At 71.9% G+C, this 15,251-nt stretch carries 13 protein-coding genes; 9 read left to right on the top strand and 4 right to left on the bottom strand.

Annotated features, from left to right (window positions below; translation table 11 throughout):
• Positions 1-76 precede the first annotated feature (76 nt).
• Entirely contained in the window at positions 77-2,584 is a 2,508-nt protein-coding gene (locus ACTOQ3_RS16015; RefSeq protein ID WP_440084159.1) for a glycoside hydrolase family 3 C-terminal domain-containing protein, read from the top strand.
• A gap of 7 nt (positions 2,585-2,591) precedes the next feature.
• Positions 2,592-3,641 (top strand): LacI family DNA-binding transcriptional regulator, encoded by a 1,050-nt coding sequence (locus tag ACTOQ3_RS16010; RefSeq protein ID WP_440084158.1) that lies wholly within the window; start codon positions 2,592-2,594, stop codon positions 3,639-3,641.
• 249 nt (positions 3,642-3,890) lie between these two features.
• On the opposite strand, the gene ACTOQ3_RS16005 is transcribed toward ACTOQ3_RS16010, so the two are convergent.
• The 3 genes from ACTOQ3_RS16005 to ACTOQ3_RS15995 all read right to left on the bottom strand — a co-directional run bounded on the left by ACTOQ3_RS16005 (position 3,891) and on the right by ACTOQ3_RS15995 (position 6,525).
• Positions 3,891-4,286 (bottom strand): STAS domain-containing protein, encoded by a 396-nt coding sequence (locus tag ACTOQ3_RS16005; protein ID WP_440084157.1) that lies wholly within the window; start codon positions 4,284-4,286, stop codon positions 3,891-3,893.
• A 343-nt stretch (positions 4,287-4,629) separates the two neighbouring features.
• Positions 4,630-4,998 carry an STAS domain-containing protein gene (locus ACTOQ3_RS16000; RefSeq protein WP_440084156.1) on the bottom strand — a complete coding sequence of 123 codons (369 nt, stop codon included), beginning with the start codon at positions 4,996-4,998 and terminating at the stop codon, positions 4,630-4,632.
• Between the two features lie 57 nt (positions 4,999-5,055).
• Positions 5,056-6,525 (bottom strand): LCP family protein, encoded by a 1,470-nt coding sequence (locus tag ACTOQ3_RS15995; protein ID WP_440084155.1) that lies wholly within the window; start codon positions 6,523-6,525, stop codon positions 5,056-5,058.
• A gap of 93 nt (positions 6,526-6,618) precedes the next feature.
• Between ACTOQ3_RS15995 and ACTOQ3_RS15990 the strand changes: the two genes are divergently transcribed.
• Positions 6,619-7,650 carry an ExoA family glycosyltransferase gene (locus tag ACTOQ3_RS15990; RefSeq protein ID WP_440084213.1) on the top strand — a complete coding sequence of 344 codons (1,032 nt, stop codon included), beginning with the start codon at positions 6,619-6,621 and terminating at the stop codon, positions 7,648-7,650.
• Between the two features lie 20 nt (positions 7,651-7,670).
• On the opposite strand, the gene ACTOQ3_RS15985 is transcribed toward ACTOQ3_RS15990, so the two are convergent.
• Positions 7,671-9,059: an SDR family NAD(P)-dependent oxidoreductase gene (locus ACTOQ3_RS15985; RefSeq protein ID WP_440084154.1), complete on the bottom strand. Its 1,389-nt coding sequence runs from the start codon at positions 9,057-9,059 to the stop codon at positions 7,671-7,673.
• Between the two features lie 155 nt (positions 9,060-9,214).
• On the opposite strand from ACTOQ3_RS15985, the gene ACTOQ3_RS15980 reads away from it, so the two are divergent.
• The 6 genes from ACTOQ3_RS15980 (at position 9,215) to ACTOQ3_RS15955 (ending at position 15,243) form a co-directional block, all read left to right on the top strand.
• A complete protein-coding gene (locus ACTOQ3_RS15980; protein ID WP_440084153.1) occupies positions 9,215-10,816 on the top strand; it encodes a CDP-alcohol phosphatidyltransferase family protein in 1,602 nt (533 codons plus the stop codon).
• 70 nt (positions 10,817-10,886) lie between these two features.
• Positions 10,887-11,534 (top strand): DUF5941 domain-containing protein, encoded by a 648-nt coding sequence (locus ACTOQ3_RS15975; protein WP_440084152.1) that lies wholly within the window; start codon positions 10,887-10,889, stop codon positions 11,532-11,534.
• Between the two features lie 106 nt (positions 11,535-11,640).
• A complete protein-coding gene (locus ACTOQ3_RS15970; RefSeq protein WP_440084151.1) occupies positions 11,641-12,375 on the top strand; it encodes a sugar phosphate nucleotidyltransferase in 735 nt (244 codons plus the stop codon).
• Between the two features lie 5 nt (positions 12,376-12,380).
• On the top strand, positions 12,381-13,421 hold the full coding sequence (locus tag ACTOQ3_RS15965) for an iron-containing alcohol dehydrogenase family protein (RefSeq protein WP_440084150.1): 1,041 nt from the start codon (positions 12,381-12,383) through the stop codon (positions 13,419-13,421).
• Positions 13,399-14,166 carry a CDP-alcohol phosphatidyltransferase family protein gene (locus ACTOQ3_RS15960; protein ID WP_440067511.1) on the top strand — a complete coding sequence of 256 codons (768 nt, stop codon included), beginning with the start codon at positions 13,399-13,401 and terminating at the stop codon, positions 14,164-14,166. The genes ACTOQ3_RS15965 and ACTOQ3_RS15960 overlap by 23 nt, the downstream gene beginning before the upstream one ends.
• A 195-nt stretch (positions 14,167-14,361) precedes the next feature.
• Positions 14,362-15,243: a glycosyltransferase family 2 protein gene (locus ACTOQ3_RS15955; RefSeq protein ID WP_440084212.1), complete on the top strand. Its 882-nt coding sequence runs from the start codon at positions 14,362-14,364 to the stop codon at positions 15,241-15,243.
• Positions 15,244-15,251: the final 8 nt, after the last annotated feature.

The raw sequence follows: 15,251 nt of genomic DNA, 5'->3' as shown, positions 1-15,251 counted from the left end.
CCGCTGCCGGACATTGACAGCGCGGGATCGCCGTGACGTACTGGAGAGCGCTCTCCGACAGCGAAGGGAAACACACGTGGGCATCGACGAGCTCGACCGGCTGGTGGAGAAGCTGGACCTGGAAGGCAAGGTGCGGCTGCTCACCGGGGCGACCGTGTGGTCCACCCAGGCGGAGCCGGGCATCGGGCTGCGGGCCATGGTCACCTCCGACGGCCCGGTCGGCGTGCGCGGGGAGGGATGGGACGAGCGGAGCACCTCCCTGACCCTGCCCTCCGCGACCGCACTGGCCGCCACCTGGGACGACGACCTGGTGGAACTGCTGGGCGGGCTGCTCGCCGACGAGGCTCGGCGCAAGGGCGTGGACGTCCTGCTCGCCCCGACGCTCAACCTGCACCGCTCGCCGCTCGGCGGGCGCCACTTCGAGTGCTACTCCGAGGACCCCCTGCTGACCGGCAGGATCGGCGCCGCCTGCGTCCGGGGCGTCCAGGCGGGCGGGGTGGCGGCCACCGCCAAGCACTACGTCGCCAACGACTCCGAGACCGAACGGCTCACCCTCGACGCCCGCGTCGACGAACAGGTCCTGCGCGAGCTGTACCTGGCGCCGTTCGAGGCCGCGGTGGAGGCGGGCGTCTGGGTCGTCATGTCCGCCTACAACGGGGTGAACGGGACCACGATGTCGGAGAGCCCTCTCCTGGCCGACCCGCTCAAGGGAGCGTGGGGGTTCGACGGGGTTGTCGTGTCGGACTGGGGCGGCGTCCGCTCCACCGGCCCCGCCGCCCGCGCCGCGCAGGACCTCGCGATGCCGGGGCCGGAGGGCACCTGGGGGGAGGCGCTGGTCGCCGCGGTGCGCGCGGGCGAGGTGCCGGAGGCCGCGATCGACGACAAGGTCCGGCGCCTGCTCCGGCTGGCCTCCCGGGTCGGCGCGCTGGACCTCGCCGCCGACGCCCCGCCCGCCCTCCCCGGCCCCGCCGAACGGCAGCACGCCGGCGAGCGGGGCGGGTACGGGACCGCCCGCACGCTGTTGCGCCGGGCCGTCGCCGCGAGCACCGTCCTCCTGCGCAACGAGGACTCGCTGCTCCCCCTGGACCCCGCGCGGCTGCGCAGGGTCGCCGTGCTCGGGCCGAACGCCGCCACCGCCCGGATCCAGGGAGGCGGCAGCGCGGGCGTGTACCCCGTGTCCGTCGTGTCCCCCCTCGACGGCATCCGCGAGGCGCTGGCCGGTACGGCGGAGGTGCTCCACCGCCCCGGCCCGCACCTCAACGACCGGCCGACCCCGCTGGGCACGGACAACGCCCGCGACCCCCTGACCGGCGAACCCGGCGTCCTGGTCCGGCTGCTGGACGGCACCGGAGCCGAGATCCACGCCGAGCACCGGCTGACCGGCCGCATCCTGGAACCCGCGCGGATCGACGCCGCCGCCACCGTCGAGATCCGCGCCCTGCTGAGGCCGGAGGTGGACGGCCTGTGGGAGCTGGCCGTCGCCGGATGGGGGCACGTCCGGCTGGAGGCGGACGGCCACGTCCTGGTCGACGAGGAGGTGGAGCGCGACACCGACGACCCCGCCACCGTGCACCTGTCCCCGCCGTACCGGCGCGCCCGGTTCCCCGTGACGGCGGGCCGGGACGTGGAACTCGTCTCCCGGCGGCGGCTCGACCCCGGCAGCGGGATCGCCTCGGTCCTGGCCGCGGACCCGCCCCGGCGCGCCGACGAGGTGGAGCTGGCCGCCGCGGTCGAGCTCGCCGGCACCTGCGACGCCGTCGTCGTCGTGGTCGGCTCCACGGAGGAGATCGAGAACGAGGGCGCCGACCGCACCCACCTGAACCTGCCCGGACGCCAGGACGAGCTGGTCCGGGCGGTGGCCGCGGCCAACCCGGCGACCGTCGTGGTCGTCAACTCCGGCGGCCCGATGGTCCTGCCGTGGCGCGAGGAGGTGCCGGCCGTGCTCCTGAGCTGGTTCCCCGGGCAGGAGGCGGGGCACGGCCTCGCCGACGTCCTGTTCGGCCGGGCCGAACCCGGGGGCCGGCTGCCCACGACCTGGGCCGACAGGGCGCTCGTCTCCACCGTCCCGCGGGACGGGACGCTCGCCTACACCGAGGGCCTCGACATCGGTTACCGCGCCTGGCTGCGGCGGTCCGAGCCGCCGGCGTACTGGTTCGGGCACGGCCTCGGATACACGTCCTGGTCCTACGAGGACCTCTCCGTGCCCTGGGACGTCTCCCCGGGGAGCCCGCTGCCCGTCCGGGTACGGCTGCGTAACACCGGCGAGCGCGCCGGTCGTGAGGTCGTCCAGGTCTACCTGTCCCGGCCGGAGACGGGCGTGACCCGTCCCGCGCGCTGGCTGGCCGGCTACGCCCTCGCCGACGCGGGGCCGGGCGAGGTCGTCGAGGTCACGGTGGACGTCCCGGCGCGGGCCTTCCGGCACTGGTCGGCCGAGCACCACGCCTGGCGGGCCGAGGAGGGCGCCTTCACGGTGCTCGCCGGACGCTCGGCCGCCGACCTGCCGCTGAGCGCCGCGGTGCTCCTCGGCACGGAGCCGCCGACCTCGGGGGAGCCCTCGGGAGAGCGCTCTCTCGCTGTGCTATAAAAGCCCTATGAGCGAAGGCCTGCCGCGAGTTTCGGCGCCGCCGACCTTGGAGGATGTGGCGCGGGCGGCGGGAGTCTCCCGTGCCACGGTCTCGCGCGTGATCAACGGGATCCGCAATGTCGATCTCGCGATCCAGGAGAAGGTCAAGCAGGCGATCGCCCTCACCGGCTACGTGCCCAACCAGGCCGCGCGCTCCCTGGTCACCCGGCGTACGGGGACGATCGCCCTGATCGTCTCCGGGGCGGGCAGCAGCGAGGAGAGCCCGTTCCCCGGCCACGTCTTCGCCGATCCGTTCTTCGGGCGGGTGGCCGGGGGTGTCGTCGGTTTCCTGCGCCCGCTGGGCATCTATCCGATCCTGATGTTCGCCGACACCCCGGAGACCCGCGACCAGGTCATCAGCTACCTGCGCCGGGGCAACGTCGACGGGGCCATCCTGGTCTCCATCAGCGCCGAGGACACGTTGCCCAAGCTGCTCGCCGACGCCTCGCTGCCCGCGGTGCTCTTCGCCAGACCGGCCAGGCCGATCCCGATCAGCTACGTCGACGTCGGGCACCGGGCCGGGGGCAAGCTGGCCGCCGACCATCTCGTCGCCCGGGGCTGTCGCAGGCTGGCGACCATCTCCGGCCCGCTCGACGTCCCGGCCAGCCAGGACCGCCTGGCGGGCTTCCAGGAGGCGATGGCCGTGCACGGCCATCCCTACATCCCCTGCGCCGAGGGCAACTTCACCCTCCACAGCGGCGAGGTGGCGATGGAACGGCTGCTCGCCGAGCATCCCGACATCGACGGCGTCTTCGCGGCCAACGACCTGATGGCCCAGGGAGCCCTGCTGGTGCTGCGCCAGCACGGGCGCGGCGTGCCCGGCGACGTGGCCATGGTGGGTTTCGACGACAGCAGCGCGGCGCTGGCCTGCCGCCCGCCGCTCACCACCGTCCGCCACCCCGTCGAGGACATGGCGGCCGAGATGGGACGGCTGCTGCTCACCCACATCGAGCATCCGGATCATCCGGTGACCTCGCGGATCTTCGAACCGACGCTGGTGATCAGGGAGTCCGCCTGATCCGGGCGGGCCGGCCGGTTCCGGGCCGGGAACCTCGCCGGCGCAGTGGCGCGGTCCTGAGGTCGCGGGGTTGAGGCGGCGGGCCGACCGGAGGGACGCGGTGACCGGCCGCCTGCGGGGCCGGGAGCGGGGGCGGGGCGGGGACGAGGACTGGAGCGTGCGGCTCCCGGCGCGTTCGGCCTCCGTGGGACCGGGCGGCGGGGCGGGAGCGGCCGGCGTGGCCGCTCCGCGGGGTGCGGGCCGGCTCTTCTAGCGGTCGGCGAGGGGGCTGGCCGCCTGGACGTGCGGGGCGACCTCCGAGCAGTCCGGTGGGGGGCCCATCGCCACCGTGCGGGAGATCACGGTGAAGGACGCGTCGAGGTTGGTCAGCTTCAGAAGCTTCAGGACGACCGGTGGGGCTCCGGCCAGGAGCAGAGGTGTGTCGTGCTCGCGTGCGTACCGTTTGACGGCGATCAGCGCGCTCAGGCCGCACGCGTCGATGAAGGTGACACCGGCCAGGTCGATGATGACCGTGCCGGGGCGGGCGTCGATGACGTCCTGGGTGAAGGCCGACAGGTCCGGCCTGGTGGCGAGGTCGAGCTCACCGGCCACCGTGATGACCACGAAGCCGTTCGCGTGCTCGCTCGTGAGTTGAAGTGCGTTCATCGCCCACTTCCCTGCAGGCTCACGTGAATGTACGTATCCGGCCAGGGGGTGTCGCTCGGACGCCTGGCCTCAGATCGTCGCCTCCCCGGTCGCGTCGTGCGGGCGCGGAGGGGGGTGGACCATCTGAAGCCACGATACTCCCTAACGGTGCGAATCATCGCTTTCCGTGATCGTATAGCTTCGAAGCGAAGTGTAGATGCCAACTTGCATATGTGCCAGCTATTCGAGGAAACAGCTTTGTGACCCCGCCCGCACGTGGGTGCGGAGGTGCGGGAAAGCCGGTTCCCGAATGACGGGAGAGAGGCGTGAGCCGGCTGGGAAAGCCGGTCCGACCTGGGAGGGGTCAGCCCGGGGAGTGGCTCGGTGCCATGGTGTCGAGCGCTTCGCGCAGGCTGTCCCGCGTCTCGAAGTGCCGGTCGAGATTGGTGATCGTCAACAGGTGGGTGATCATGCCGGGGCTCACCACCAGCATGAGGCGGCCGTGGGCCTCCTTGAGACGGGTGAGCGTGCCCACGAGGACCCCCAATCCCACCGAGTCGCAGAACGGCACTCCCGTCAGGTCCATCACCAGGTTCGGGGTGCCCGCTTCGCGCAGGACGTGGTCGATCTCCGCGCGCAACCGGGGAGCCACGGCCATGTCGAGCTCGCCCGTCGCCTGCACGACCACACAGGTGCCACTGCGCCATGTCTGAACATCGAATGTTGAGATCACGATCATCACCTCCGTGCCTTCCTAGCTGCCCTGACAGAAGGTTGTTATGCACTTAGCTCACTTTTTGCAGATATTGTCCGTTGCTGTTCTTGCTGTCGGAGTCGCGGCAGGGGTAGCGCTCGGGGTGGGCGAGGCGGCCGTCTCCTTCACGGTGACCTTCTTCGCCGGGGCGTGTTTCCGGCCGACGACCACCTCGATCCTGTCGCCCAGGCTCTCCAGGGGGCGCAGTTCCGCCCCGGGCAGCGCGGCGGCGACCGTGCGTGCCGAATCCTCGCGGCCGGGGCCGTAGCGGATGACGGTCTTCTCGAAGTCCTTCTGCGGGGTGTTTCCCGGGGTCTCGGGCACCAGGAAGCCGACTCTCTGCAGGTCGGCCCTGGTCTGCGCGCCCAGGCCGGTGATCGTGGTGCCGTTGAGCACCCTGAGGGAGATCCGCGAGGGCGCGACGGTCAGCGCGGGAGCCGAGGGGGAGGCCGCCGGGGTGGGCGTGGACTTGCCGGGTCTGGCGGGCTTGACCAGCGTCTCGTCGGCGGCGATCCTGCGGAACAGCTCCTTGGCCGCCTCCTTGTCCCAGAGCACGGCGGACTCGCCGGTCGGCGTCTTGTAGTCGACGTCCGCGAGCGGGACCGTGGCGAAGGCCACGTCGTCGGTGGAGACGTCCTTGAGCTGGTCGGCCAGGCCGAGCAGGTCCCCGCGCAGCGCGTCGTCCACCCGGATCGTGTCGAGGGCGGTGTCGACGAACGAGGCGAGCCTGACCGGGTTGGTCAGCGTCTCGCCGCTGAGCGCCTGGTTCAGCAGCGCGGAGATCACCTGCTGCTGGCGGTCGATGCGGTCGAGGTCGGAGCGGGCGGTGGCGCGGGTGCGGGCGTAGGAGAGGGCCTTGACGCCGTCGAAGGAGTAGGTGCCCGGCTGCAGGTCGAGCGCGGTCTTCGGGTCGTTGATCGGGACCGGGGTGCAGACCGAGATGCCGCCGAGGGCGTCGACCACCTCGATGAAGCCCAGCACGTTGACCTCGACGTAGTGGTGCAGGGTCAGGCCCGTGGCGGTCTGCACCGTGCGCGTCGCGAGTTTCGGGCCGCCGAGCTGGTAGGCGGCGTTGATCTTGTGCATGCCCTTGCCGGGGACCGTCGCCCAGGTGTCGCGGGGGAGGCTGACCACGGTGACCTTGCTGTGGTCCTCCGACACGTGGATCACCATCATGGTGTCGGTGCGCTCGCCGGTCTCGCGGCCCAGCTTGAGCTGGTTCTGCTGCCTGCGGGTGAGGTCGTCGCGCTTGTCGACGCCGACCACCAGGATGTTCATGGCGCCGGTGCTCGACCGCGAGCCGGGGACCCCCGCGTCGACCGCCTCGATCTTCGTCGTGGCGTAGTTGGTCAGCGCCCACGTCACCCCGGAGCTGCCCAGAACCAGGCACGAGAGCGCGCCGGCGATCACGAGACCGCGCCGCCTGGTGCGGGCACCCCTCGCCGACCTGCGATCACGCCTCGGGTTCACCCGAACGCTGCCGTAGGCGTCGCCGCCTACGTGCACACCCGAATCCTCCTCCGGGTCGCGCATGCATGGCCCCCTAGGCTCCAGCTGGGTCGATGAGGTACCCGTTCGTACAGTAGCGTGAGCGACGCCATGAAGCAGTTCCCCGACTCGCCCGCGCCGGCGTCGTCTTCCGAGACACGTGTCTGGCCCCCCATCTCCATCGTCATCCCGGTGCTGAACGAGGAGCGCCATCTGCGGGAGGCGGTGCGTCAGGTGCTCTCGCAGCGGTACGCGGGACCGATCGAGGTCGTTCTCGCGATCGGCCCCTCTCGCGACCGTACCCAGGAGGTCGCCGACGAAATCGCCGCCGACGACCCCCGCGTGGTCGTCGTGCCCAATCCGACCGGCCGCACCCCCAACGCGCTCAACGCCGCCATCGCCGCCTCCGGCAACGCGATCATCGCCAGGGTGGACGGCCACGCGATGCTCCCCGACGACTACCTCCAGATCGCGGTGGAGACCCTCGAGGAGACCGGCGCCGACAACGTGGGCGGCGTCATGGCGGCCGAGGGCGTCACGCCGTTCGAGCAGGCGGTGGCCCGCGCGATGACGTCCAAGATCGGTGTCGGCGGCGCCCGGTTCCACACCGGCGGCACCGCGGGCCCGGCCGACACGGTCTACCTCGGCGTGTTCCGCCGCTCCGCGCTGGAACGGGTCGGCGGCTATGACGAGCACTTCCAGCGGGCCCAGGACTGGGAGATGAACCACCGCATCCGCGAGACGGGCGGCCTGGTCTGGTTCCAGCCCCGGATGCGCGTCTCCTACCGGCCCAGGCCCGACCTCAAGGCGCTCGCCAAGCAGTACTTCCACTACGGCCGCTGGCGCAGAGTGGTCGCCCGCACCCACGAGGGCACGATCAACCTGCGCTACCTGGCGCCGCCCCTGGCCGTGCTGGCCATCCTCGCGGGCCTGGTGGTCTCCCCCTTCTTCTGGCCGGGACTGCTGATCCCGGGCGGCTACCTGGCGGCGATCCTGGCCGGCTCCGCGGTCACCGGCAGCGGCCTGCCCGCCTCGGCGCTCGCCCGGTTGCCGCTGGTCTACGTCGCCATGCACATGTCGTGGGGCTGGGGTTTCCTGACGAGCCCGAGAAGGCTCGGCAAGCCCGGCCGCGCGGGCGGCTGACCCCGCGGGGCGCGTGCCGCTCAGGGACGGGCGTCGACCACCTGACCGGTGACGCCGGAGGCGAGCACGTCCAGCGAGGTGCGGGCGACGGCGTGCGGGGCGGGCGGGCCCGGCGGCGCCGTGGCTCCGGCCCGCCCGGGATCCACGCAGTTGACCCGCACCCCGTACCCGGCCCATTCCTCCGCGAGCGCCCGGGTCAGGCCGGCCACGGCGGCTCCCGCGAAGGAGCGCAGGCCGTCTCCCGCCGCGTCCCGGGCGCGGGAGGGAACGTGGAACAGCAGCTGTCCCCGCGTCTCGCGGAGATGGGGGAGAGCCGCCCTGGCGACGGTGACGGGGCCCAGATGGTGCAGGCTCACGGTCTCGGCGATCGCGGTGTCGTCCGCCGCGTCGATCCTGCCCGCGGGCGCGCCCGCCGCGCCGACCACGTAGTCGATCCCGCCCGTCTCCTTGACGACCCGGGCGAGCGCGTCGGCCACCGCCCGGAAGTCGTCGACGCGGACCCCGTCCGGCGCACCGGGAAGGCTCGCCGCACCGGGGAGGGGGAACACGCGGGCGCCGTGGCGCCCGGCCAGTTCCGCCACCTCGGCGCCGGCGCCGTCGTCCGCGCCGAAGACCACCACGGTCCTGCCCTCCAGCGCCTCGCGCAGGGCGGTGCCGGAGCGGGCGGGGACGTCGCTCGCGGCGAGCCGGAGGAGCTTGTCGGCGATGAAGAGGTCCACCGGGTGGGTGACCTTCATGTTCCGCTCGCTGCCCGGCACCACGTGGATCGGCACGTCGGGAAGGTAGCGCAGCACCACCCCGCAGTCGTCGGTGGGCGGCCGGTCGCCGAAGCCGGGGTCGGCGAAGGCGCGCTCGTACGCCTCGCGGATCACCGAGAGCCGGAAGCACTGCGGGGTCTGGACGCGGCGCAGGCCGGCACGGTCGGGGACGTCGCTGACGATCTCCCCGTGCGGCCCCTGCGAGGTCACCACGATCGTGTCGGAACTCGGGATCGCCACCTCGACCGCCGAGAAGGTCCTCAGCGCCTCGACGCAGTCGGCGATGATCCTGGGCTCCGCCAGCGGGCGTACGGCGTCGTGCAGCAGCACGAGGCACTCCCGCGTGCCCAGGGCCCGCAGCGCCCGCCAGGTGGTCTCCGGGCGGCTCGCGCCGCCCTCCAGGATCCTGCCGACCTTCGTGAAGCCGTTGCGCTCGACGATCCGCTCCACCTCGCCGGTGAAGCCGGGCGCCATCAGGACCATGATCTCGTCGATCTCCGGTGACCCCTCGAACAGGGTGAGGGTGTGTTCGAGGATCGTCCTGCCGGCTATCTCCAGCAGCTGCTTGGGGGTGTCGTGGCCGACGCGCCGGCCGACGCCGCCTGCCAGGACCACACCGACGGTTCGGGGACGCGGTTCACGTTCGGCCACGATCAGCTTCCTTTGACAGTTCGGATATGGCGAGCGTAATGGGTGCGTACCCGATCGTCCGGCGTGCTCCCGTGCTATCCCGTCAAGATCTAGCTACGCTGAGTGCGCACTCCCCGATTCGTACGGTGATCCCGTCGGATACGAAGGAGCCCGGATTGCCCGACCCTCACGCCATCGCCTCGTCCGACGCCTCGCAGGCGGTCGCGGTCGTGCTCGCCACCACCGAGACGTCCGGCCTCCGGTGTTCCGGCGGGACCCTGCTCGACAGGCTGACCGGCCAGCTCGCCACCCTTCCCGTACGGGACGTGCACGTGGTGGCCCGTTCCAGCGACATCATCCACGCGCCCGGCGGTACCCACATGATCGGGGCAGAGGGGTCGAGGGGGCTCGCCGACGACCTGCGCAGGATCGCGAAGGTGGCCCGCTCGTCCATCGGCCCGGTGCTGGTGGTCGCCGGCGACCTGGTGGCGCACACCGAGGCGCTGGCCATGCTCGTGGAGCACCCGGCCCGCGACACCGGCGCGCTGGTGGGCGAGACGGGCCAGGCGGACCAGGTGGGCCGGGCCCCGGGACCGGCGCGCCCGCCGGTCAGGACCGACGGCAGGTCGGTGGTGGCCGCGGGCACCTCCTTCCACGAGGCCGGCGAGGCCAACGGCACCTTCAGGGGCGCCTTCCAGGTCGGCGTGTCCGACCTCGCGGGCTTCGCCGAGACCGCCGAGACGCTCGCCGAGCTCGCCGAGACGGGCGCCTTCGGCCCGATGGACGCCGGCGAGGCCCCCGGCCTGCTCCTGGTCGGCCTGGTCCGCTCCGGCGTCCAGGTGCGCGCGGCCAGGCTCGGCCGCCTGCACGCCGACCGGATGGCCGGGCAGGCGGACGCCGACACGGCCGTGTCCCGGCTGGCCGAGGTCGACGAGGGCGAGGCCCGGCTGGACGCCGCGGTCAAGACCAACGACGGCTTCTTCGCCACGTACGGGGTGAGCTCCTGGTCCAGGCACCTCGTGAAGGCGGTCGCCAGGCTCGGTCTGACGCCGAACGCGGTCACCGGCATCTCCGTCGGCTTCGCCGCGCTCGCCGCGATCTGGTTCTCCGTGGGCACCCGGCCCGGCCTGGTCGCCGGGGCGGTGCTGCTCTACCTGTCGTTCGTGCTCGACTGCGTCGACGGCCAGCTCGCCCGCTACACCCGGACCTTCTCGCCGCTCGGGGCGTGGCTGGACGCCACCTTCGACCGCGTCAAGGAGTACGCCGTCTACCTGGGCCTCGCCATCGGGTACGCGGCCGGGCTGGACGTCGCGGGCGGCGGCCCGGACGGCATCTGGGCGCTGGCGGTGTCCGCGATGATCCTGCAGATGCTCCGCCACACGATCGACTTCTCGTACTCGGGGGCGCGCGCCGACACGAGCCGGGTGGGCGCGGCCTGGGCCAGGGCGGGTTCGCTGGCCGACCCGGCCGGTGACGCGAGGCGGACGGCGGCGCCGCACCGGCCGGATCGGCGGGCCGCGTTCGCGGGGGCCGACGCGGGACGGGCACCGGGCACGGGCAACGCGGTCGTGCGGCTCTCGCGGGCGATGGAGAAGGCGTCGCCCACCCGCTGGTTCAAGAAGATCATCGTGTTGCCCATCGGGGAGAGGATGGCCCTGATCGCGGTGACCGCCGCCCTCTTCAACGCCCGGGTGACCTTCATCGCGCTGCTGGTCTGGGGCGGGATCGCCGCCCTCTACATCCTCTTCGGCCGGATGGGCAGGTCGCTCAGCCGATGACCCGGGGCGGCGGGATCCGTGACCGGCGGGACGGATCTTCCGCCAGGCGAGTGGGAAAACAGGTGCGATCATGATTTCTGTGCATATGGCGCCGGTACCGCGGAGTGCCGTGGTCGCCTACCGGGACGACGGGGTGCTGTCGAGGGGCATGGGCGCCCTGGTGGCCGGGCAGCTCCCGCCGCTGCCGCCCGCGATCGTCGGGATGTTCGTGACCGGGGTGCTGCTGCTGGTCGGGGTGGCCGGCACCGACGGGCCGGCGGTGTTCGCCCCCGCGGTGGCGCTGCTGCTGGCCGGTCTCGGAAGCTCCCACCCGCACGACGGCAGGCTCGACTGGCTGGTGCCGCCGATCCTGCGCCTCACCGAGTACGGCTTCGTGGCCTCGGTGGGCTTCGCGCACGACGTGCCGCCTTGGCTGATCTTCATGCTGCTCGGCGCGATGGCCTTCCACCACTACGACGTCGTCTACCGGCTGAGGCAGCGGGTCTACCCCCCGTCCTGGCTGGCCACGTCCGGCCTCGGCTGGGACGGCCGGATGCTGCTGATCGCCCTCGGCGGGCTCGCCGGGCAGGTCACGCTGGTGTTCGCCCTGCTCGCGCTCTACCTGTGGTGCCTTTTCTCCTGGGAGAGCGTCACCTGCTGGCTGGCCGCCCCGCGGGTCGGGGTGGACACCGGGGTGGACACCGGGGTAGACGCGGCCGACCTCGGCGCACACGATTGAGAACGCCCGGCGAACCCTCAATTACACGATCAGGGCCCGAAGGCAACTAATCTTTGGGGCCTAGGAGTGCCCGCCGGGAGGCTCTCACCCGAATGAGGAGTGCACGTTGCTGGGAATGGTGCTGGCCGCCGGGGCCGGACGACGCCTGCGGCCGTACACGGACACGCTGCCCAAGGCGCTCGTGCCGGTCGACGGCGACACCACGATCATGGACATCTCGCTGCGCAACCTCGCGGCGGCCGATCTCCGTGACGTCGTGGTCATCGTCGGCTACCAGGCGCAGGCGGTACACGAGCGCAAGGCCGAGCTGGAACGGCGGCACGGCGTGAAGCTCACCCTCGTGCACAACGACAAGGCCGAGGAGTGGAACAACGCCTACTCCCTGTGGTGCGCGCGCGACTACTTCGACCAGGGTGTGCTCCTGGTCAACGGCGACACGGTGCACCCCGTCTCGGTGGAGGAGACGCTGCTCTCCGCGCCGGCGACCACCGACATCCTGCTCGCGGTCGACGACGCCAAGAAGCTCGCCGACGAGGAGATGAAGGTCACCCTGGACGGCGACCGCCACCTGCGGCTGATCACCAAGCTGATGGACCCGGCCGCCGCCGCCGGTGAGTACATCGGTGCCACGCTCATCCGGCCCGGCATCGGCGACCGCCTCGCCGACGCCCTCCAGGCCACCTTCGAGCGCGACCCGCAGCTCTACTACGAGGACGGCTACCAGGAGCTCGTCGCCCGCGGCGAGAAGATCGCCGTCGCTCCGATCGGTGACGTCCCGTGGGTCGAGGTAGACAACCACGACGACCTCGCCAAGGCGCGGGAGATCGCGTGCCGATACTAGCCAGGATGCTCCCGGCCCCCCTGTCCATGGAGGTGCGCCGGGGCGCCGTCGCCCAGTTGGGCTCGTTGCTGGCCGACAGCAGGGTGGCGACCTCGGGGCGGGTGGCGGTGGCCGTGGGCGCGGGCCAGGGAGACCGGATCGCCTCGGTGATCACCCCCTCGCTCGGCGAGGCCCAGGTCTTCCGGGTGCCCGACGGCTCGGTCGACGCGGCGATCTCGCTCGGTGCCGACCTGCGCAAGGGCGCGTACGAGGCGGTCGTGGGCATCGGCGGCGGCAAGACCATCGACGTGACCAAGTACGCCGCGTCGCTGGCCGGGATCCCGATGGTGGCGGTGGCCACCAACCTGTCGCACGACGGGATCTGCTCGCCGGTGGCCTCGCTCACGCACGACGGCGGCAAGGGCTCCTTCGGCGTGCCCATGCCGCTGGCCATCATGGTGGATCTCGATTTCGTACACGACGCGCCCGCCTCGCTGGTCCGGTCCGGGGTCGGCGACGTGGTCAGCAACCTCTCGGCGATCGAGGACTGGCAGCTCGGCGCGAGCGAGCGCGGGGAGCCGATCGACGGCCTGGCCTGCGCGATGTCCAGGACCTCGGCGGAGGCGGTGATCGGCAGATCCGACTCGATCGAGTCCGACGCGTTCCTCACCGTGCTGGCCGAGGCGCTCATCCTGTCGGGCATGTCGATGGTGGTCGCCGGATCCTCACGTCCTTCGAGTGGCGGAGACCATGAGATCCTGCATGCCGTGGATCAGCTCTTTCCCGGCACCTCCAACCACGGCGAGCTCGCCGGGATAGGTGCCGCATTCTGTTTCTTCCTCCGCGAGGACTCGCGGAGGCTCAACCAGGTCGTCGACTGCCTACGCGGGCACGAGCTGCCGGTCACCCCCATCGACGTGGGGCTGTCCGCGGCCCAGTTCACCGAGGCGGTCATGCTGGCCCCGGCCACGCGCCCCGGCCGTTACACGATCCTTGAGCACCTGCGCCTGTCGGAGCCGGAGATTCACGATCGGGTGGAGGATTATGTCCGGGCCGTCGGTCGCTGAGCTCCGTGCGGTGGCCCAGCCGCACTCGACCATGGACCGCAACAGCGGCGAGCACTGGGCCGGCGCGCTCTACATGCGCAAGCTGTCGATCTACGTCACCTGGTTCCTCGCCAAGACGCCGATCACCCCCAACCAGACCACCTGGCTGATGATCCTCACCGGCCTGCTGGCCGGAGCCGTGCTCGCGCTGCCCGGGCTCTGGGCGGCCGTCCTCGCGGCCCTGCTGGTCCAGCTCTACCTGCTGCTCGACTGCTCCGACGGCGAGCTGGCCCGCTGGACCGGCCGCACCTCCATCACCGGCGTCTACCTCGACCGGGTCGGCCACTACTTCGCCGAGGCGGCCATCCTCATCGGGCTGGGTTTCCGGGCGTCGGAGATCCTGCCCGACTGGTACACCGTGATCGGGTTCGCCGCCGCGCTCGGCGCCATCCTGATCAAGGCGGAGACCGACCTGGTCGACGTGGCCCGAGCCCGCTCCGGGCTGGTCGCGGCGAGCGAGGCCTCGGCCGAGCACTTCCGGTCGCGCGGGCTGGGCATGGCGCGCAGGGCGGCCGCCGCGCTGAAATTCCACCGGATCGTGCAGGCGGTCGAGCTGTCCCTCCTCATCGTGGTCGCCGCGATCTGGGACGCGCTCAACGGGGGGCTGGCGGCGACGAGGATCCTCGTGGTGGCCTGCGTGGTCGTCGCCGTGCTGCAGATGATCCTGCATCTGATCAGCATTCTGGCGTCCAGGCGGCTTTCATGAGGAACCGGATGGCGTCCGGGCGCGTCGTAAGTGCGAACACCCCGCTGTTTGGTGGGTGTTCGCCAGCGGTTCCGATACGCTTGTCCCCCGATATACCAGGAAACTCCAGCCCCGCCAGAATTCCCGACCCAGCAGACTCGGTGATCATGAAAGTATGCTCCGTACGTGCTCTCGACGCGTCAGGACGATGACCCGTTGAAGATCTCGTGCGTCATCCTCACCATGGGCAACCGGGTCCCCGAGCTGGACCGGGCGGTCGAGTCCGCGCTGAACCAGGTCGACGGTGACGTCGAGGTGGTCATCGTCGGCAACGGCACGGACGTTCCCGAGCTGTCGGCCACCGTGCCCCCGGGATCCTCGGCCTCGATCAGGAGCGTGCGGCTGAACCACAACGCGGGCATTCCCGCGGGCCGCAACCGCGGCGTCGAGGAGTGCTCGGGCGACGTCGTCCTCTTCCTCGACGACGACGGCTGGTACGCCGACATGGGGCTCGTCTCCCACCTGCGGGAGCGCTTCTCCACCGAGCACGACCTCGCGGTCGTCTCCTTCAGGGTGAAGGACCCCGACGGCGGCATCGGCCAGCGCCGCCACGTCCCCCGCCTGCGCGCGGGCGACCCCGAGCGGTCCTCCCCGGTCACCACCTTCCTGGGCGGCGCGTGCGCCATCCGCCGCTCGGCCTTCCTCCAGGTCGGCGGTCTCCCCGAGCGTTTCTTCTACGCCCACGAGGAGACCGACCTGGCCTGGCGGCTCCTCGGTGAGGGCTACCGCATCGAGTACGACGCCCAGACGGTCATGTACCACCCGCAGGTCCCCCCGACCCGGCACACCGACTTCTACCGCCTCAACGCCCGCAACCGGGTCTGGCTGGCCCGCCGTAACCTTCCCTGGGCGCTGGCCGGGCTCTACCTCCTCAACTGGATCGTGCTGACCCTGGTCCGCGAGCGCTCCGGGCCGGCCCTGCGCGCCTGGTTCAAGGGCTTCACCGAGGGGCTCCGCGAGCCCGCGGGCGAGCGCCGTCCCATGGGCTGGAACACCGCCTGGCGCATGCTCCGCCTCGGTCGCCCGCCGATCGTCTGATCCCCGAT

The sequence above is a fragment of the Streptosporangium sp. LJ11 genome (assembly GCF_051918945.1).
GTDB lineage: Bacteria > Actinomycetota > Actinomycetes > Streptosporangiales > Streptosporangiaceae > Streptosporangium.
Note: the sequence above shows the minus strand (reverse complement) of the source record. Positions and strands in the feature narration are given on the sequence as shown.